The organism is Streptomyces sp. NPDC020490 (genome assembly GCF_044335305.1).
Taxonomy (GTDB): Bacteria; Actinomycetota; Actinomycetes; order Streptomycetales; family Streptomycetaceae; genus Streptomyces.
The window spans coordinates 156,114-174,942 of the sequence record NZ_JBIRUY010000008.1 but is presented as its reverse complement, the minus strand read 5'-3'; the positions used below and the strand labels follow the sequence as shown (position 1 = coordinate 174,942).

General features: G+C 71.1%; 13 protein-coding genes and 1 riboswitch. Of the genes, 6 read left to right on the top strand and 7 right to left on the bottom strand.

Annotated elements, in window-relative coordinates:
* Window positions 1-133 precede the first annotated feature (133 nt).
* The 3 genes from ACH4ZX_RS11600 to ACH4ZX_RS11590 all read left to right on the top strand — a co-directional run bounded on the left by ACH4ZX_RS11600 (window position 134) and on the right by ACH4ZX_RS11590 (window position 2,789).
* On the top strand, window positions 134-682 hold the full coding sequence (locus tag ACH4ZX_RS11600; RefSeq protein ID WP_398271103.1) for an RNA 2'-phosphotransferase: 549 nt from the start codon (window positions 134-136) through the stop codon (window positions 680-682).
* A gap of 134 nt (window positions 683-816) precedes the next feature.
* Entirely contained in the window at window positions 817-1,728 is a 912-nt protein-coding gene (locus tag ACH4ZX_RS11595; protein ID WP_398271100.1) for an LLM class flavin-dependent oxidoreductase, read from the top strand.
* 173 nt (window positions 1,729-1,901) lie between these two features.
* Window positions 1,902-2,789: a Cof-type HAD-IIB family hydrolase gene (locus tag ACH4ZX_RS11590; RefSeq protein WP_398271097.1), complete on the top strand. Its 888-nt coding sequence runs from the start codon at window positions 1,902-1,904 to the stop codon at window positions 2,787-2,789.
* A gap of 55 nt (window positions 2,790-2,844) precedes the next feature.
* On the opposite strand, the gene ACH4ZX_RS11585 is transcribed toward ACH4ZX_RS11590, so the two are convergent.
* The 5 genes from ACH4ZX_RS11585 to hisC form a co-directional block, all read right to left on the bottom strand.
* Window positions 2,845-3,900, bottom strand: coding sequence for a peptidoglycan DD-metalloendopeptidase family protein (locus tag ACH4ZX_RS11585; RefSeq protein ID WP_398271094.1), 1,056 nt, complete (start codon window positions 3,898-3,900; stop codon window positions 2,845-2,847).
* Window positions 3,901-4,003: 103 nt separating this feature from the next.
* Entirely contained in the window at window positions 4,004-7,507 is a 3,504-nt protein-coding gene (cydD, locus tag ACH4ZX_RS11580) for a thiol reductant ABC exporter subunit CydD (protein WP_398271091.1), read from the bottom strand.
* Between the two features lie 71 nt (window positions 7,508-7,578).
* A complete protein-coding gene (gene cydB / locus ACH4ZX_RS11575; RefSeq protein ID WP_398271087.1) occupies window positions 7,579-8,598 on the bottom strand; it encodes a cytochrome d ubiquinol oxidase subunit II in 1,020 nt (339 codons plus the stop codon).
* A 17-nt stretch (window positions 8,599-8,615) separates the two neighbouring features.
* A complete protein-coding gene (locus ACH4ZX_RS11570) occupies window positions 8,616-10,124 on the bottom strand; it encodes a cytochrome ubiquinol oxidase subunit I (RefSeq protein WP_398271084.1) in 1,509 nt (502 codons plus the stop codon).
* A 378-nt stretch (window positions 10,125-10,502) separates the two neighbouring features.
* Window positions 10,503-11,582: a histidinol-phosphate transaminase gene (hisC, locus tag ACH4ZX_RS11565; RefSeq protein ID WP_398271081.1), complete on the bottom strand. Its 1,080-nt coding sequence runs from the start codon at window positions 11,580-11,582 to the stop codon at window positions 10,503-10,505.
* 395 nt (window positions 11,583-11,977) lie between these two features.
* Between hisC and ACH4ZX_RS11560 the strand changes: the two genes are divergently transcribed.
* The 3 genes from ACH4ZX_RS11560 to ACH4ZX_RS11550 all read left to right on the top strand — a co-directional run bounded on the left by ACH4ZX_RS11560 (window position 11,978) and on the right by ACH4ZX_RS11550 (window position 15,440).
* Window positions 11,978-13,090, top strand: coding sequence for a LacI family DNA-binding transcriptional regulator (locus ACH4ZX_RS11560; protein ID WP_324790139.1), 1,113 nt, complete (start codon window positions 11,978-11,980; stop codon window positions 13,088-13,090).
* Window positions 13,091-13,291: 201 nt separating this feature from the next.
* A complete protein-coding gene (locus tag ACH4ZX_RS11555) occupies window positions 13,292-14,368 on the top strand; it encodes a metallophosphoesterase (RefSeq protein WP_398271077.1) in 1,077 nt (358 codons plus the stop codon).
* Between the two features lie 193 nt (window positions 14,369-14,561).
* Window positions 14,562-15,440 (top strand): hypothetical protein, encoded by an 879-nt coding sequence (locus ACH4ZX_RS11550; RefSeq protein WP_398271074.1) that lies wholly within the window; start codon window positions 14,562-14,564, stop codon window positions 15,438-15,440.
* 57 nt (window positions 15,441-15,497) lie between these two features.
* On the opposite strand, the gene ACH4ZX_RS11545 is transcribed toward ACH4ZX_RS11550, so the two are convergent.
* Together ACH4ZX_RS11545 and thiC are read right to left on the bottom strand one after the other, a co-directional pair.
* A complete protein-coding gene (locus tag ACH4ZX_RS11545) occupies window positions 15,498-16,601 on the bottom strand; it encodes a hypothetical protein (protein ID WP_398271071.1) in 1,104 nt (367 codons plus the stop codon).
* A 200-nt stretch (window positions 16,602-16,801) separates the two neighbouring features.
* Window positions 16,802-18,598, bottom strand: a complete 1,797-nt coding sequence (gene thiC, locus ACH4ZX_RS11540) for a phosphomethylpyrimidine synthase ThiC (RefSeq protein ID WP_398271068.1) — start codon at window positions 18,596-18,598, stop codon at window positions 16,802-16,804.
* A riboswitch (TPP riboswitch) is annotated at window positions 18,591-18,780 on the bottom strand. It overlaps the preceding gene by 8 nt.
* Window positions 18,781-18,829 lie beyond the last annotated feature (49 nt).

The following is an 18,829-nucleotide window of genomic DNA, read 5'->3' as shown; positions in this document are numbered from 1 at the left end:
GGGCGCCGGCTGTGGGCGTCCCGTTGTCCACAGAAGGGCCCGTTCCCCTGTGGAAAACACCCCTTGGCTGTGGATCAAACGTCCGGAGGAAAACCCGTCGCGTGATCCGCGTCTCTCCCGGCACGCTGACGGCATGGACGCCAGACGCACCGTGAAGGTGTCGAAGTACCTCTCGAAACACCTGCGGCACCAGCCGGAGCGGATCGGGCTGACGCTCGACGAGGGCGGCTGGGCCGAGATCGACGCGCTGATCGCCGCGGCCGCCGCACACGGGTTCCGCCTCACCCGTGAAGAACTGGACCAGGTGGTCGCCACGAACGACAAGCGGCGCTTCGCCGTCGAGGGCACCCGGATCCGTGCCAGCCAGGGCCACAGCGTCGAGGTGGACCTCGGACTGGATCCGGCGACCCCGCCGCCGTACCTCTACCACGGGACCGTGGCCCGCCATCTGGACGCGATCCGCGCCGAGGGCCTGCGGCCCATGAACCGGCACGACGTGCATCTCTCGCCCGACCGTGAGACGGCGAGCCGGGTGGGCGCCCGCCGCGGCAGGCCGGTCGTGCTGTCCGTGGACGCGGCCGCCATGCACCGCGACGGCCACGTCTTCCACGTCAGCGCGAACGGGGTGTGGCTGACGAAGGCCGTGCCGCCACGCTACCTCCGCTTCCCCGGGCCGCACTGACTGCTTCACGCGCTTCCCCGGGCCGCACTGACTGCTTCACGCGCTTCCCCGGGCGGTACCGGCTGATCCACATGCTTCCCCGGGCGGTACCGGCTGTTTCACGTGAAACCGGGTCGGCCGCATAGGCTCGTGGCATGAGTCTGCGTCTGAGCACCGTGATCCTGCCGTACCGCCGCTGGCACGAGGGGACACGTGAGACATGGCTGCGCGCGGAGCAGCTCGGCTTCCACGCCGCGTACACCTACGACCACCTGTCCTGGCGCGCCTTCCGGGACGGGCCGTGGTTCGGCGCCGTGCCGACGCTCACCGCGGCCGCGGCCGTGACCGAGCGGATGCGCCTGGGGACCCTGGTGACCTCGCCGAACTTCCGGCATCCGGTGACCCTCGCCAAGGAGCTGATCTCCCTCGACGACATCTCCGGCGGGCGCGTCACACTCGGCATCGGGGCAGGCGGCACGGGCTTCGACGCCACGGTGCTGGGCCAGGAGTCCTGGACGCCGCGGGAACGCGCCGACCGGTTCGCCGAGTTCGTGCCGCTGCTGGACCGGCTGCTGACCGAGGAGTCGGTGTCGTACGAGGGCGACTTCTACTCGGCGCACGAGGCGCGCAACATCCCCGGCTGCGTGCAGCGGCCCCGGCTGCCCTTCGCGGTGGCCGCGACCGGGCCGCGCGGGCTGAGCCTGGCCGCACGGTACGGGCAGGCGTGGGTGACCACCGGCGATCCGAAGCTGTACGAGAGCGGCACGTCCGAACAGTCGGTTCAGGCCATTCGGGGACAGGCCGAGAGGCTGGCCGACGCCTGTGCCGCGATCGGGCGGGACGCGGCCGGGATGGACAAGATCCTGCTCACCGGGTTCACCCCGGACCGTGGCCGTCCGCTGGAGTCGCTGGACGCGTTCGTGGACTTCGCCGGCCGCCACCAGGAGCTGGGCTTCACCGAGATCGTGATCCACTGGCCCGTTCCCGACTCGGACTTCGCCGCGGACGAGAAGGTCTTCGAGCAGATCGCGATGGAGGCCCCGCCGCAGCTCGGGCCGACCGGGTAAGCATGACGGGGGCGGCCCTTCCCGGGTACTGAGGGCCTGACCGGATGGGTGCTGGGGGCCTGACCGAGTGGGTGCTGGGGGCCTGACCGGGTGGGTGCTGGGGGTCTTCCCGGGTCTGCTCGACGGCGGTAAATCACTCGCATGTGCGGTCTCCCGCACGGTCGTGCGGGCATATGCGGGAGAATGAGCGGGTGACCTCAGCGACCCGCCAGCCCGAGCCCCCGGCCGCCCTCGCACCGCCGCGGCTGATCGCCACCGACCTCGACGGCACCCTGCTGCGGGACGACCAGTCGGTCTCCCCGCGCACGGTCGCCGCCCTCGCCGCCGCCGGGGAGGCGGGCATCGAGGTCTTCTTCGTCACCGGCCGCCCGGCCCGCTGGATGGACGTCGTCAGCGAACACGTCCACGGCCACGGCCTGGCGATCTGCGGCAACGGCGCCGCCGTGGTCGACCTGCACCACGGCCCCGGCGCCCACCGGTTCGTCACGGTGCGCGACCTGGCCCGGGACAACGCGCTGCACGTCGTGCAGCTGCTGCGCGAGGCCGCGCCGGGCACGGTGTACGCGGTGGAGCAGACGTACGGCTTCCACCAGGAGCCGGACTATCCCAAGCTGCACATGGAGGTCCCGGACCATCTCCTGCCCGCCGAGGAGATCCTCGCGGCGGAGGGGCCGGCCGCCACCGAGCCGGTGCTGAAGATCCTCGCCTACCATCCCGAGCTCGACCCGGACGGGTTCCTGACCACCGCCCGCCTCGCCGTCGGCGAGCACGCCAACGTCACCCGCTCCAGCCCCAGCGCCCTGCTGGAGATCAGCGGCCCCGGCGTCTCCAAGGCCAGCACGCTGGCCCTGTGCTGCGCCGAGCGAGGCATCTCGCACGAGGAGGTCGTCGCCTTCGGGGACATGCCGAACGACGTCGAGATGCTCACCTGGGCGGGCCGCTCGTACGCGATGGGCAACGCGCACCCGGACGTGGTCGCCGCGGCCTCGGGCCGGACGGTCGCCAACAACGACGACGGTGTGGCGATCGTCATCGAGCAGATGCTGGCGGAGTGGTTGTAGTCCAAGCCCGCCCTGTCGCCCGGGTCCGGGCCTGCGGCGCGGGTCCCGGCCCGCGCTACCGGCCCAGGGGCACTCCTCGTGCCGTCAGCCACGGCACCGGGTCCACCGCCGATCCCGCCTCCGGCGTGACCCGCACCTCGAGGTGCAGGTGCGGGCCGGTGGAGTTGCCCGTGGTGCCGGACTGCCCGATCCACTGCCCGGTGGTCACGCGCTCGCCCTGGTCGACGGCGACGGCGGCGAGGTGGGCGTACTGCGTCCAGTAGCCGCCCGCGTGCTCGATGACGACCTCCATGCCGAAGGGGCCGCCGCACGACACCCGCACCACGCGCCCGGCGCCGACCGCCCGCACCGGCGTGCCGATGGGGACCGCGAAGTCCTGCCCGGTGTGCCGGTTCGCCCAGCGCGTGCCCCCGCTGCCGAAGCCCGCGGACAGGACGTAGTCCGCCACGGGCGCGACCCACGCGCTCGCCGGCCGCGCCGGTGGCTGGTCGAGGCGGACCGCGCCCCGGCAGGCGCCCGCGGCGGCCGCCGCGTCCGCCCGGCCCTGCAACTGCCACCGCGCCTCCTCGAGCAGGCGCTGGAGGGCGCCCTTCATGGCGGCGAGTTCGGTGCTGCGCTTCCTCAGCGACCGCCACGCCGACGCCGCCCTGGCCTCGTCCGCGGTGAGCCGGGCCTCGGCCCGGCGGCTCCTGTCCAGCGCATTGTCGAGCACCAGGCTCTCCTGGGAGAAGAGGTGCTGACCGCGCATCAGCTCGTCCGGGCTCCTCGCGAGAACGATCTGCGCCGTCAGCGGCAGCCCGCCGCCGCTGCGGTACTGGGCGCGGGCGATGCGCCCGAGGCCGTCGCGCAGGACGCCGAGTTCCCGCCGTTCGCGCTCCAGCAGCGCCTCCAGCCGCCGGGTCCGCGCGCGCTGCGCCTCGGCCTCCTGCCGGCCCTTCTCGTAGCGCTGTGTCGCCACCGCCGCGTCCTGGTACAGGCGGGCCACTCGCGCGCTGATCGCCGTGTCGCCGGCCCCGTCGTCCTCCGCCGCGCCGGCCGGCCGCGCCGAGGGCGCCGTCAGCGCGCACAGCAGCGCCACAACGAGCAGAGGCCGGCGATGAGGTGAGCACATGTCAGCGATCGTGCCCGCGACGGTCCCACGGCGCCTGTTCACGTCGTGCACCCGGGGGACCGCCGGACCGAACGGCCCAGTCCCGCCCGGTCCGGCCCCGCCGCTACCGCACTGCCGCCGGCAGCTCCGACTGCTCCTCGCGTTCCAGCATGTCGCTCAACGGCCCGCCCGCGGAGGCCAGTTCCGCGTACGCTCCGCGCTGCACGACCCGCCCCGCGTCCAGCACCACGACCTCGTCGACGGCCCGCAGGCCGGCCAGCCGGTGGGTGATCAGCAGCGTCGTGCGGCCCTCGGTGGCCGCCAGCAGGTCGGCGGTGAGCGCGTCGGCGGTCGGCAGGTCGAGGTGTTCTGCGGGCTCGTCGAGGACCAGGACCGGGAAGTCGGCGAGCAGCGCACGGGCCAGCGCCAGCCGCTGCCGCTGCCCGCCCGACAGCCGGGCCCCGTGCTCCCCGACGAGCGTGTCGAGCCCCTCGGGCAGACTGTCGGCCCACTCCAGCAGCCGGGCGCGCCTCAGGGCGGCGCGCAGCTCGTCCTCGGTGGCGTCCTTCTTGGCGAGCAGCAGGTTCTCGCGCACGGAGCTGTCGAAGAGGTGCGCGTCCTGGGCGCACAGTCCGACGAACCGCCGTACGTCGTCGCCGTCGAGCGCATACGCGTCCACACCGGCCAGCGTGTACGAACCGGCGCCCGCGTCCAGGAAGCGCAGCAGTACCTGGGCCAGCGTCGTCTTGCCGGAGCCGGAGGGGCCGACGACGGCGATCCGGCGCCCCTGCTCCAGCGTCAGGTCGAGGCCGGCGAGCGCGTCCCGGTCCTGTCCGGCGTGCCGGGCGGCCAGGCCGCGGACGACGAGCGGGAACGGCGAGGCGGGCGCCTGCCGCGGCTGCTCGGGTTCCCGTACGGGCTCGGGGGCGTCGAGCACCTCGTACACGCGCTCCGCGCTCTTGCGCACCCGCTGCCGGTACTGCACGGCCAGCGGCAGCCCGAGCACGGCCTCGAAGGCGGCCAGCGGGGTGAGGACGACGACGGCCATGGCCACGCCGTTCAGCCGCCCGTCGGCGACCGCCTGGGCGCCCACGAGGGCGGCGACGGTGACCGTCAGGCCGGACAGCAGGGCGGTGAGCCCGTCGCCGAGCGCGGTCGCGGTGGCGGCGCGCGAGGCGATCCGGGTGAGCGTTCCGTCGGCCCGCCGCGCCTCGGCGGTGCGCGCGGGCAGCGCGCCGGCGACGGTCAGCTCCGCGGTGCCGGTGAGCAGGTCGGTCACCCGCGTCGCCAGCACCCCGCGGGCGGGGGCGAGCCTGCGCTCCGCGCGCCGGGCCACGGCGCCGGTCACCAGCGGGACGCCGGCCCCGGCCGCGAGCAGGCCCACGGCGAGCGCGGCGCCGGCCTCGGGCAGCAGCCAGGCGGTGAAGGCGACGGCCACGGCGGACACGACGGCCGCGGCGCCCGCGGGCAGCAGCCAGCGCAGCCAGTAGTCCTGCAGGGCGTCCACGTCGGCGACCAGCCGCGAGAGCAGATCGCCCCGGCGGGTCCGCCGCAGTCCGGCGGGCGCCAGCCGCTCCAGCCTGCGGTAGACGGCGACCCGGGTGTCGGCCAGCATCCGCAGCACGGTGTCGTGCGACACGAGCCGCTCGCCGTAGCGGAACACGGCGCGCCCGATGCCGAAGGTACGCGTGGCCGTGACGGCCACCATCAGGTACAGCACCGGCGGCTGCTGCGAGGCCCGGGAGATGAGCCATCCGGAGGTGGCCATGAGCCCGACGGCACTGCCGAGTGCGAGGCTGCCGAGCAGCAGGGCGAGGGAGAGGCGTCCGCGGCGCGCCGCGGACATGGCCCGCACACGGGCGAGGACGTTCCGGCTGCCCGCGGGCGTCTGCGCCGTCTCGGGTTCGAGCGGGGCGGTGGGGGCGGAGGACGTCGTCCCTCCGGTGCCGCGCACCTCGGCCGTCGTGTGCTCCGCCTGAGCGGCGGGGGCCGGCTCCTGAAGCCGCACGATCCGGTCGGCCACGCCGAGCAGCGCCGGCCGGTGCACCACCAGCAGCACCGTCCGCCCCACGGCCAGACGCCGCACGGCCTCGACGATCCCGGCCTCGGTGGCTCCGTCCAGGGCCGCCGTCGGCTCGTCGAGCAGCAGCACGGGCCGGTCCGCGAGGAACGCCCGGGCCAGCGCGAGGCGCTGCCGCTGCCCGGCGGACAGTCCGGCGCCGTCCTCGCCGAGCACCGTGGCCGCGCCGTCGGGCAACGCGTCCACGAACTCCAGCGCCCCGGCGTCCTCCAGCGCGCGCCGCACGGCAGCGTCGTCGGCGTCGGGGCGGGCCAGCCGTACGTTCTCCGCGATGGTGCCCGCGAACAGGTGCGGGCGCTGGGGCACCCACGCGATCCGTGACCGCCACTGCTCCAGGTCGAGGCCGGCGAGGTCGGCTCCGCCGACCGAGACCCGCCCCTCGGCCGGCCGTACGAAGCCGAGCAGGACGTTCAGCAGCGTCGACTTGCCCGCGCCGCTCGGCCCCACGAGCGCGACCGTCTCTCCGGGCGCGACGGCGAAGGACACGTCCGAGACGGCGTCGTCGACGCGGCCCGGATAGCGGACGGTCACCCCCTCGAAGGCGAGGGCACCCTCCGGCACCGCACCGTTCCCCGAGGCGGGCTCCGGCGTCTCCAGGACCGCGAAGATCTCCTCGGCAGCGGCCAGTCCCTCGGCGGCCGCGTGGTAGCGCACGCCGACCTGCCGCAGCGGGAGATACGCCTCCGGGGCGAGGACCAGGATGACCAGGCCGATGTAGAGGTCCATCTCACCGTGGACCAGGCGCATGCCGATCGTCACGGCGACCAGCGCCACCGACAGCGTCGACAGCAGTTCCAGAGCGAAGGAGGAGAGGAAGGCGATCCGCAGGGTGCGCATGGTGGCCTGCCGGTACTCGCCGGTGATGCGCCGGATCGACTCGGCCTGCGCCTTGGCCCGCCCGAACACCTTCAGCGTGGGCAGGCCGGCGACGACGTCCAGGAAGTGCCCGGACAGCCGGGACAGCAGCCGCCACTGACGGTCCATCCGGGACTGGGTGGCCCATCCGATGAGGGCCATGAAGACGGGGATGAGGGGCAGCGTCGCGACGATGGTGGCCGCCGAGACCCAGTCCTCGGTGACGATCCGCGCCAGCACCGCCACCGGCACGACCACCGCCAGCCCCAGTTGCGGCAGGTAGCGCGAGAAGTAGTCGTCGAGGGCGTCGACACCGCGGGTGGCCAGGGCGACGAGCGATCCGGTCCGCTGCCCGCCGAGCCAGCCGGGGCCCAACTCGGCACTGCGCTCCAGCAGCCGCCCGCGCAGTTCCGACTTCACCGCCGCGCTCGCGCGGTGCGCGGCGAGTTCGGTGAGCCAGGACATCAGCGCCCGCCCGCACGCCACGGCCGCCAGCAACAGCAGGGGAGTACGGAGTTCGGCGACGGACATGCCGTGCTGGAAGGCGCCCACCACCGTCTCGGCGATGAGCATCGCCTGCGCGATGACCAGCCCGGCACCGACGGCGCCCAGGCCGACGACCGCCATCAGGAAGAAGCGGGTGGCGCGGGCGTACTGAAGGAGTCGGGGATCGATCGGTTTCACGTGAAACATGCCCTTCGGTTCAGGGAGGGTGTTTCACGTGAAACGTGACGGATCATCGTGAAACACCCTCCCCGGCAGATTCAGTGCACAGCTCCGGCGGCAGTGTCGGCGGCGATGTGCTGCGTACCGATCCGCTTGCGGAACACCCAGTAGGTCCAGCCCTGGTAGAGCAGCACGATCGGCGTGGCGATCCCCGCGCACCAGGTCATGATCTTCAGGGTGTACGGGCTCGACGAGGCGTTGGTGACCGTGAGGCTCCAGTCGCTGTTGAGCGAGGACGGCATGACGTTCGGGAAGAGCGTCAGGAAGAGCATCGCCACCGCCGCCACGATGGTGACTCCGGAGAGGGCGAACGACCATCCTTCACGCCCGGCCTGGTTCGCCACGAGGGCGGCGACCAGCGCGGCGACCGCCACGACCAGCGCGACCAGGCTCTTGCCGTCCCCGCCGTCGATCTGCGTCCACAGCAGGAAGACCAGTGCCGACACGGCGGTGGCGAGACCGACCCGCAGGGCCAGCTTGCGCGCCCGCTCCCGGATGTCCCCGAGCGTCTTGAGCGCCGTGAACACCGCTCCGTGGAAGGTGAACAGCGTGAGCGTCACCACTCCGCCGAGCAGGGCGTACGGGTTGAGCAGATCCCAGAAGGTGCCGACGTATTCGCCGCTCTGGTCGATCTTGACGCCCCGCACGATGTTGCCGAAGGCCACGCCCCACAGCAGCGCGGGTATCAGCGAGGTCCAGAAGATCGCGTTCTCCCAGTTACGCTGCCAGTTCTCCTCGGGCCGCTTCGCCCGGTACTCGAAGGCGACGCCCCGCACGATCAGGCAGACCAGGATGATCAGCAGGGGCAGGTAGAAGCCGGAGAACAGCGTGGCGTACCACTCGGGGAAGGCGGCGAAGGTCGCGCCGCCCGCCGTGAGCAGCCAGACCTCGTTGCCGTCCCAGACGGGGCCGATGGTGTTGATGAGCACCCGCCGCTCGGGCCGGTCGCGGGCGAGCAGCTTGGTGAGGATGCCGACCCCGAAGTCGAAGCCCTCGAGGAAGAAGTAGCCGATCCACAGGACGGCGATGAGGATGAACCAGACGTCGTGAAGGTGCATGACTTCAGCTCCTCGGCCTAGTACGAGAAGGCCATCGGCTTGTCGGCGTCACGGGTGTCGCCGCCGATCTTCGTGGGCGGATTGAGGTCGGCCTCGGTGAGCTCGGGCGGGCCGGCCTTGACGTACTTCGCCAGGAGCTTGACCTCGACGACGGCGAGGACGGCGTAGAGCACGGTGAAGACGATCATCGAGGTGAGGACCTCGCCCTGCGAGACGCCGGGGGAGACGGCGCTGCTGGTCTGCAGGACACCGAAGACGGCCCACGGCTGGCGGCCCATCTCGGTGAAGATCCAGCCCCAGGAGTTGGCGAGCAGCGGGAAGCCCAGGGTCCAGATCGCCGCGAGCCAGTACAGCTTGCCGATCCTGGGGTCGAGCGCCTTGTTCTTGAACAGGACCAGATGCGGCACCTCGTCCTCACCGACGCGCAGGTGCTGCGGCAGCATCAACTTCTTGCGGGTCAGCCACAGGCCGGCCAGGCCGATGGCGAAGGACGCCATGCCGAAACCGATCATCCAGCGGAAGCCCCAGTAGGTGACGGGGATGACCGGACGGTAGTCACCCGGCCCGTACTTCTGCTGCTCGGCCTTGTTGACGTCGTTGATGCCGGGGACGTGCGAGGTGAAATTGCTGTCGGCGAGGTAGGACAGGAGTCCCGGCACCTCGATGGCCACCTTGTTGTGGCCCTTGTCCACGTCACCGACGGCGAAGACCGAGAACGGCGCCGAGTCCTGCCCGTCCCACAGTGCCTCGGCGGCGGCCATCTTCATCGGCTGCTGCTTGAACATGACCTTGCCGAGGAAGTCGCCGCTGACCGCGGTGAGCAGACCCGCGATGACGACGGTGACCAGGCCCAGCCGCAGCGAGGTCTTCATCACGGCCACGTGATTCTTGCGGAACAGGTGCCAGGCGGCGATGCCGACCATGAAGGCGCCACCGGTCAGGAAGGCCGCGGACAGCGTGTGGAAGACCTGGGTGAGTGCGGTGTTCTGGGTCAGGACGTGCCAGAAGTCGGTGAGTTCGGCACGGCCCTTGGCCTGGTTGATCTTGTAGCCGACGGGGTGCTGCATCCACGAGTTGGCCGCGAGGATGAAGTACGCCGACAGGATCGTGCCGATCGCGGTCATCCAGATGGTGGCCAGGTGCAGCTTCTTCGGCAGCTTGTCCCAGCCGAAGATCCACAGACCGATGAAGGTGGACTCGAAGAAGAAGGCGATGAGCGCCTCGAAGGCGAGAGGGGCGCCGAAGATGTCGCCGACGAAGCGTGAGTAGTCGGACCAGTTCATGCCGAACTGGAACTCCTGCACGATGCCGGTGACCACGCCCATCGCGATGTTGATCAAAAAGAGCTTGCCCCAGAACTTCGTCGCCCTGAGGTACTTCTCCTTGTCCGTGCGCACCCAGGCGGTCTGCAGGCCGGCGGTGAGGGCGGCGAGCGAGATCGTCAGGGGGACGAAGAGGAAGTGGTAGACGGTGGTGATACCGAACTGCCAGCGCGCCAGTGTCTCCGGCGCCAAAGCCATTTCCACGTCGTGGTCTCCTTACGTGGCCGTGGTCACAAGCGGCAGTTTGCTCCAGGGCAAAGGCGCAGAAACGGAGCAACCGGGACACGTTTGTGAACGCGTTCACATTCACAAGGAATTATGACGCATACCCGTTCGGACGTGGATGGGCGGGGGGTCCCTGGGTCCGACCGACCGGCCCCCCATGGACAGGGCCGCCCAGCCCATGGCGGCGAAAGGGCTGCTCACGGAGGGTCGACGCGGGGTCGGCGGCGAGCCGCGGGCGGGCCGCGCCGCCCGCCTGTGAGGTTCCTCTCGGCCCGTGCGGCCGGCGCAACCAGGGCCTGTCCGGCGGATCTGCCGGACAGGCCCTGGTTGCCGCACGGGCCCGCGTCAAGACGGGGGCTACAGCTCCTTGCGGAACCCTTCCGTCACCTTCAGGAAGATGTCGTTCGCCTCGGTCTCCCCGATCGTCACCCGCACACCCTCGCCCGGGAACGGCCGCACGACGACGCCCGCCCGCTCGCACGCCGCCGCGAAGGCGGCCGTGCGCTCCCCCAGCCGCAGCCACACGAAGTTGGCCTGGGTCTCGGGCACCGTCCAGCCCTGGGCGCGCAGCGCGTCGACCACGCGCGTGCGCTCGCACACCAGCGAGCCGACCCGGCCGATCAGTTCGTCCTCGGCGCGCAGCGAGGCGATGGCCGCCTCCTGCGCGATCTGGCTCACCCCGAAGGGCACCGCGGTCTTGCGCAGCGCCGCCGCCACCGGCTCGTGCGCGATCGCGAAACCGACGCGCAGGCCCGCGAGGCCGTAGGCCTTGGAGAAGGTCCGCAGGACGCAGACGTTCGGCCGGTCCCGGTAGAGCGCCACGCCGTCGGGCACCTCGGGGTCGCGGATGAACTCGCGGTAGGCCTCGTCCAGCACGACCAGCACGTCGGAGGGCACCCGGTCGAGGAACCGCTCCAGCTCGGCCCGCCGCACGACCGTGCCGGTGGGGTTGTTGGGGTTGCAGACGAAGATCAGACGGGTCCGGTCGGTGACCGCGTCCGCCATCGCGTCCAGGTCGTGCACGTCACCGGGCGTCAGCGGCACGCGCACGGACGTCGCGCCGCTGATCTGCGTGATGATCGGGTACGCCTCGAAGGACCGCCAGGCGTAGACGACCTCGTCGCCGGGCCCGGAGGTCGCCTGGACCAGCTGCTGGGCGACGCCGACCGAGCCGGTGCCGGTGGCCAGGTGGGAGGGCGGGACGGCGAAGCGCTCGGCGAGCTCGTCCATCAGGCCCGTGCAGGCCATGTCGGGGTAGCGGTTGAAGGAGGCGGCGGCGGCCGCCACGGTCTCCATCACACCCGGCAGCGGGGGGTAGGGGTTCTCGTTGGAGGACAGCTTGTAGGCCACCGGTCCCCCGGCCGCGGCGGGCTTGCCCGGCTTGTAGGTGGGGATACCCTCCAGCTCGGCGCGCAGCTTGGGGCTCGTCTCGCTCACCGCAGTCCTCCTCATGACCACCGGCATCCAATACTTCTCACTATGAGGATTCGGGGCCGTTGCGTACAGGTGCGCGCTGACCTCGTGCTTTCCGACGACATCACGGGCATTGCCGTACGAATCCCCATGAAAGCAGGGGCGCTGTCACATATATCTACGCGCCGGTGGCTCGCGCCGTGGCGCGCATCGCTCGTGAAGGTGAGTTGAGACCTCTTCGAAACATCGGTGACTTGGCAGGCTCATGCGTGCCGACAAGTCACGTAATGCCATCGAATCGCTCAACTGGCTTCGTTTCACAGGACGTTAGTAGCAAATGACCATGCAGAAACGTGCCTGTCAACGCGTGCATATGCGTCCGCCCTACCCCACCGCATGAGCCCTACTATCGGCTCGCCATGACAGCAGCAGGGAAGCACCAGGTGAGCCGCGCGGAAACCTCACGGCGAGGCAGCCGACCGGGCCGGGCGGGCATCAGAGACGTGGCCGCCGCCGCCGGAGTCTCCATCACGACCGTCTCCGACGCCCTCAACGGCAAGGGCAGGCTCCCGGACGCCACCCGGCGCCATGTGCGCGAGGTCGCCGACCGGCTGGGCTACCGCCCCTCGGCCGCCGCCCGGACCCTCCGTACCGGCAAGTCCGGCCTGATCGGTCTGACCGTGACGACGTACGGGGATGAACCTTTCACCTTCACCGAGTTCGCCTACTTCGCCGAGATGGCCCGCGCCGCCACCTCCGCCGCGCTCGCCCGCGGCTACGCGCTCGTCATCCTGCCCGCGACCTCGCGGCACGACGTGTGGTCGAACGTCGCCCTGGACGGCACGGTCGTCATCGACCCCTCCGACCAGGACCCGGTCGTCAGCGAGCTGGTCCGGCAGGGCTTACCGGTCGTCTCCGACGGCCGCCCGGCCGGCGCGCTCCCGGTCACCGCCTGGGTCGACAACGACCACGAGGCCGCCGTCCTCGGCATCCTCGACCACCTGGCCGACGCCGGCGCCCGCCGCATCGGCCTGCTGACGGGCACTACCACGGACACCTACACCCACCTGTCGACCACGGCGTACCTGCGCTGGTGCGAGCGCGTCGGCCAGGACCCGGTGTACGAGGCCTACCCGGCGCACGACCCGTGCGCGGGCGCGGTCGCCGCCGACCGGCTGCTCGCCCGCCCCGACCGGCCCGACGCCGTCTACGGCCTGTTCGACCCCAACGGCACCGATCTGCTCGCCGCCGCCCGTCGTTACGGGCTGCGGGTACCGGACGACCTGCTTCTCGTCTGCTGCAGCGAGTCCACCGTGTACGCCAACACCGAGCCCCCCATCACCACGCTGTCGCTGAAACCGCGCCGGATCGGCACGGCCGTGGTGCAGCTTCTCATCGACGCGATCGAGGGGGTCGAATCGGACCAACCGGTCGAGCAGGTGATACCGACCGAGTTGATCGTGCGCACCTCCTCGCAGCGACGCCCGCAGCGGACGACGGTCAGCCCGCCGCGGTCGCCCGAGGAGGAGTAGAAGAGGTACGGTCGGCAGACGGTCGAAGCCCTGCCCAACCGGGGCGAAAGCCACAGTGAGCAGGACTCTTGTTCCGATTGAGCACCCCTGGGTCATCACATGGCGCGATCCGCGTTCCTATGATGGGCCCACGACACCGCGGGCCGCTGCGACCAGGCAGTCCGAAGCGGTGCAGATGCGGCGCGATGGTGGAGGGGTCTGATGACTCAGGGGGCCGGTCAGGGACCCGAGGTGGAGCGGACGGCGACGCTGCGCGACTTCCGGGTACCGGCGTACGTCCACGAGACCGGTCCGTACGGCCACAGCGCGCACCCCGGCGATGTCGTCCCGCCCCACGAGGCCGCCCACCCGGAGGGCTACACGCCCACCGAGCGCGACCTGCCCGTCATCAAGCGCGGTGACACGCTCCAGGTGATCATCGCCCCGACTCCCGCGCCCGCCCCGCCGCACACCGACGGGCCGGGACCGCTGTACGTCGTCGGAGACGTGCACGGCTACCTCGACGAACTGGTGGCCGCCCTGCGGGAGAAGGGCCTCATCGACGCGGCGAGCCACTGGAGCGCGGGCACCGCCCGACTGTGGTTCCTCGGCGACTTCACCGACCGCGGCCCCGACGGCATCGGCGTCATCGACCTCGTGATGCGGCTGTCCGCCGAGGCCGCCGCGGCCGGCGGCTACTGCAAGGCCCTCATGGGCAACCACGAGCTGCTGCTGCTGGGCGCCAAGCGGTTCGGCGACACCCCCGTCAACTCCGGCGCGGGCACGGCCACCTTCCAGGCGGCCTGGCTGCTCAACGGCGGCCAGAAGACCGACATGGACCGCCTCCAGGACCACCACCTGCAGTGGATGGCCCGCCTCGACGCCGTCGAGGAGGTCGACGGCTATCTGCTCGTCCACTCCGACACCACCGCCTACCTCGACTACGGCGACTCGATCGAAGCGGTCAACGACACCGTCCGCGAGACGCTCACGCGCAACGACGCCGACGAGTGCTGGGACCTCTTCCGCAAGTTCACCAAGCGCTTCTCCTTCCGCGACGAGGGCGGCGCCGACCATGTCCGCTCCCTGCTGGATACGTACGGCGGCACCCGTATCGTTCACGGCCACAGCCCCATCCCTTATCTGCTCGGCCAGGTCGGCTCCGAGGACGGCGGGGACGACAGCGGTCCGGTGGTCGAGGGACCGCACGTCTACGCCGACGGACTGGCCATCGCCATGGACGGCGGAGTGACCATGGCCGGAAAACTGCTGGTCCAGCAGCTTCCGCTGGAGGCCTGAGCGTTCACCGGGCAGGCGCCCCCGCTCGCCGGGAGCGCTCCCAACAGCGCAGGCCAGGGCCCAATTTCCGGAAACCCCCTGTCACCGCGCGCCCCCACCGCTCTACCATCGGCTTATCCGTAGCAGGCTCCCCTCCGTTTCTGCCCGACGGCTCGTTGGCATGCGAGCCCCAAGCCCTACGGAGCATCGGGGGATGCACATGAACAGCATTCCGCAGCACCTGCTGAGCGAGGACCGCCAGGAATACGAGCGGATCCTCGATGAGGCGCTGCGCCTGGCACCACACCGCCCGGAACTCGCCGCTGTGGGACAGCGGCTCAACTCCGAACAGCTGCGCACCATGGCGCTGAACGCCACCGCGCTCATCACGGCCGCCGCGGCGGCCGAGTACCAGCACTACGTGAAGGTCCGCGAGGAACTGCGCCGGCCGGCGCCGCCCACCCCGTCGTCCGCCCACGCATCCGGCCCGGACGAGCCGGGCACGGGCGGGCTGGGGCTCGCCACCACGCTCGGCGGGACAGCCGAGACCGACGAGGCGGCCGGCGCGGGCGCCGTCGCCGTCGCCGCCGTCCTGACCCCCGTCCTCGCCGGAACAGCAGCGGCGATCTTCCTGCTCGTCGGCTACGTCATCAAGTCGTTCGCCCCCCACAAGGCGTTCGGCAGGACCCTGCTCACCGCCGGGTGGGTGTTCGGTGCCATGACCGCGGTCGCCATCCTCGTCGCCGCCGTCGGGCTCCTGCTCACCGCCCTGCGCAACAGGCCGTCGTTCGACGCCGGGTCCTACGGGGAGTCGGGCGCGGAGGTGTTCCGGGCCAGGGAAGCCTGGCGCGAGGCCCTGCTGGAACGCGGCATCCTCCCGTTCCTGCGGGAGGCGCTCGAGGATCCCTCCACCGCTGCCGTACTCCGGCGGACGGCACAGCCCACGCCGAGCGGCCGCATGCCACAACTCGGCTACGACCGCCCGGGGTTCAGCAGCCCGGGCGACGGCCCGGCCGCCGGCCCGCGCCCGAGCTTCACGAGCCCGGACTACACCAGCCCGGACTTCGGAGGCCCGGAACACCGGCCGGAGTGACCAGGGCTGACGCACGCAGCCTGCGCCCTCCGGACCCCGGGGGCGCGCATGCCGCGCCTACAGACGCCTGATGATCTGCGCCTCGGCCCGTTCCACCGGCGTACGGCCGTAGGCATGCACGAGAGAGAGGTGGAACAGCGCCGGTGCCAAGGGCGCCCACCGGTGGACGCGGTCGTCCCGCATCAGGTACTTGATCACCGTTGCCGGGTTGAAGGGCACGTAGTCGATGGTCTGGTGCTCCCAGCGGTCCGCGACGCCCCTGCTCATGCGGGCCTGGAGGTCCGCGCTCCTGAGCTGCGTCAGCCTGGCGTGGAAGTGAGCGCTCCAGTGGCGTTTGTCGACGTCGAGCACGAACGCCAGGAGGTCGAGCGTGTACTCGTGCGGCTCCAGGGACAGCTCTTCCCGCATCCCCCGCCGGGCCACGGAGTGCAGGTCCGGCGCGTTCCTGCCCGACGAGTCGATGTGGCGGGAGAGGCCCTCGTTGACGGAGGAGTTCCAGACGCCCGGCGCCATGCGCACCCGGTCGCTGCGCCGGCTCACCACCAGCATGTCGTCGGCGGTGACGACGGCGATGTTGACGGCGAAGCTGCACTGGAGGAAGTCAGGCGCCTCGAGCGGCCGGTCCGGGTCCAGGTAGCGGGAGCGGGGTGTCGTGCCGTCCGGCAGCCGGCGGTCGAGTTGCTGGGCGGCCAGGAACGTGTAGTAGTCGGTCGGCCTGAGCCGCAGGTGGACTTCGGGCGTCTCGTCCAGAGCGGTACGCGACAGGTCGAACGATTCGACCGCGTAACGGGGTCCGTTCCACAGAGGTGCGCGTCCCTCCGCTCGCAGGCTCTCGCTCTGCTCCGCGATCTCCGCTCGCCAGGGGACCATGTCCGGCGGCAGCTCCACCTCGCCGTCGAGCACGTGGATGTGGATCGTCTCGGACGGTATCGGAGACGTTCCGTCCCCCTCGACGATCAGGGCTGAGGTGTGCAGGGGCCCGAGTGAGAACGCGCGCCAGGCGGGTCCCGACTCGTTCCCACGCGCCAGGGCGCGGATCGCGCCGGCCGAGCGTCTGCGCAGGCGGTACCAGGCGTCCTGCAACGGCTGCTGGAACAGCACGGCGAACACCATGCCGATGACGGCGCCCGCGACTCCGTTGGCTACATCGATCCCATCCACACGGAAGACAGTAAGGATCTTGACGACGCCGAGCGGCTTCGTGTTCCTACCGTTACCCGGTGCGGGGTCTCTGCCTCACGCAGGGGCGTCGGTGCGGCCCGCGCTCGGTGCGGCCCGCGCTCACACACGCGGGCCGCACGACCACAACGATCACGACGACCACAACGAACGGTCGCGCGGCGGCTGCGGGCGCCCGCGGGTCAGTCGGCGATCGGCAGGTACACCCGGTTCCCGTTCGCCGCGAACTCCTTCGACTTCTGCAGCATCCCCTCGGCGACCTCCTCGGGCGACGCCCCCTCGGCCACGTCACCGCCGAACCGCTCCGCGATGCTCTGACTGATCTTCATCGAGCAGAACTTCGGCCCGCACATCGAGCAGAAGTGGGCGGTCTTGGCGGGCTCCGCCGGCAGGGTCTCGTCGTGGAACTCCCGTGCCGTGTCCGGGTCGAGGGCGAGGTTGAACTGGTCCTCCCACCGGAACTCGAAGCGGGCGTCGGACAGCGCGTCGTCCCACTCCTGCGCACCCGGGTGCCCCTTGGCGAGGTCGGCCGCGTGGGCGGCGATCTTGTAGGTGATGACGCCGGTCTTGACGTCGTCGCGGTTGGGCAGGCCCAGGTGTTCCTTGGGGGTGACGTAGCAGAGCATGGCCGTGCCCCACCAGGCGATCATCGCGGCGCCGATGCCGGAGGTGATGTGGTCGTAGGCCGGCGCGATGTCCGTCGTCAGCGGGCCGAGCGTGTAGAACGGGGCTTCGTCGCAGATCTCCTGCTGGAGGTCGATGTTCTCCTTGATCTTGTGCATCGGGACGTGTCCCGGGCCCTCGATCATGGTCTGGACGTGGAAGCGCTTCGCGATCCGGTTGAGTTCCCCGAGCGTGCGCAACTCCGCGAACTGCGCCTCGTCGTTGGCGTCCGCGATCGAACCCGGCCGGAGGCCGTCACCCAGCGAGTACGTGACGTCGTAGGCGGCGAGGATCTCGCAGAGTTCCTCGAAGTTCTCGTACAGGAAGCTCTCCTTGTGGTGCGCGAGGCACCACGCGGCCATGATCGAGCCGCCGCGCGAGACGATGCCGGTCTTGCGGTTCGCCGTGAGCGGCACGTACGGCAGGCGCACACCCGCGTGGACCGTCATGTAGTCGACGCCCTGCTCGGCCTGCTCGATGACGGTGTCCTTGTAGATCTCCCAGGTCAGTTCCTCGGCCTTGCCGTCGACCTTCTCCAGGGCCTGGTACAGCGGCACGGTGCCGATGGGGACGGGGGAGTTGCGCAGCACCCACTCGCGGGTGGTGTGGATGTTGCGGCCGGTGGAGAGGTCCATGACCGTGTCGGCGCCCCAGCGGGTCGCCCAGGTCATCTTCTCGACCTCCTCCTCGATGGAGGAGGTGACCGCGGAGTTGCCGATGTTGGCGTTGACCTTCACCAGGAACCGCTTGCCGATGATCATCGGCTCGATCTCCGGGTGGTTGACGTTCGCGGGCAGCACCGCGCGCCCCGCGGCGATCTCCTCACGGACCACCTCGGCGGAGACGTTCTCCCGGATCGCCACGTACTCCATCTCCGGCGTGATCTCACCCCGGCGCGCGTACGCGAGCTGGGTGACCGCCCTGCCGTCCCGGCCGCGGCGCGGCTGGCGCGGCCGCCCCGGGAAGACGGCGTCGAGATTGCGCAGTCCGCCGCGCGGCGAGGTGTGCTTGATCCCGTCGTCCTCGGGGCGTACGGGGCGGCCCGTGTACTCCTCCGTGTCGCCGCGGGCGACGATCCAGTTCTCCCGCAGCGGCGGCAGGCCCCTGCGGACATCGGTGTCGACGAGCGGATCGGTGTACGGGCCCGATGTGTCGTACAGCGTGACCGACTGCCCGTTGGTGAGATGCACCTGACGGACCGGCACCCGCAGATCGGGGCGTGAGCCCTCGACGTACGCCTTGTGCCAGCCGATGGATGACCCGGCCTCCCCGTCGATCTGATCGGAGGCAGGCGTGCGTGCGTCCTTGCTGGTCATGAGACCTACTCCCTACGCCGGCATTACCCGGTAACAGGTTCGGCGGTCGACGCAGCGGTTTCCGTCGGTCGACGTTCCGTGTGCAACATCACTCGACTCCGGTGACGTTCCACGTGAAACATCGCTGGGACGGAGGTCAGCGCCCTCTCAGCCCGGTGCTCCGAGCTCCCGCGTGTACAAAAGGTACCTCCACGCTAGCGTCAACTCGGGCGCGGTGAACAGAGGCCCCCT

Bases quoted from the DNA above. Each gene is read 5' to 3' on its own strand.
- ACH4ZX_RS11600 (WP_398271103.1), top strand. From the start codon at position 134: ATGGACGCCAGACGCACCGTGAAGGTGTCGAAGTACCTCTCGAAACAC.
- ACH4ZX_RS11595 (WP_398271100.1), top strand. From the start codon at position 817: ATGAGTCTGCGTCTGAGCACCGTGATCCTGCCGTACCGCCGCTGGCAC.
- ACH4ZX_RS11590 (WP_398271097.1), top strand. From the start codon at position 1,902: ATGCGGGAGAATGAGCGGGTGACCTCAGCGACCCGCCAGCCCGAGCCC.
- ACH4ZX_RS11585 (WP_398271094.1), bottom strand. From the start codon at position 3,900: ATGTGCTCACCTCATCGCCGGCCTCTGCTCGTTGTGGCGCTGCTGTGC.
- cydD (WP_398271091.1), bottom strand. From the start codon at position 7,507: ATGTTTCACGTGAAACCGATCGATCCCCGACTCCTTCAGTACGCCCGC.
- cydB (WP_398271087.1), bottom strand. From the start codon at position 8,598: ATGCACCTTCACGACGTCTGGTTCATCCTCATCGCCGTCCTGTGGATC.
- ACH4ZX_RS11560 (WP_324790139.1), top strand. From the start codon at position 11,978: ATGACAGCAGCAGGGAAGCACCAGGTGAGCCGCGCGGAAACCTCACGG.
- ACH4ZX_RS11555 (WP_398271077.1), top strand. From the start codon at position 13,292: ATGACTCAGGGGGCCGGTCAGGGACCCGAGGTGGAGCGGACGGCGACG.
- ACH4ZX_RS11550 (WP_398271074.1), top strand. From the start codon at position 14,562: ATGCACATGAACAGCATTCCGCAGCACCTGCTGAGCGAGGACCGCCAG.
- thiC (WP_398271068.1), bottom strand. From the start codon at position 18,598: ATGACCAGCAAGGACGCACGCACGCCTGCCTCCGATCAGATCGACGGG.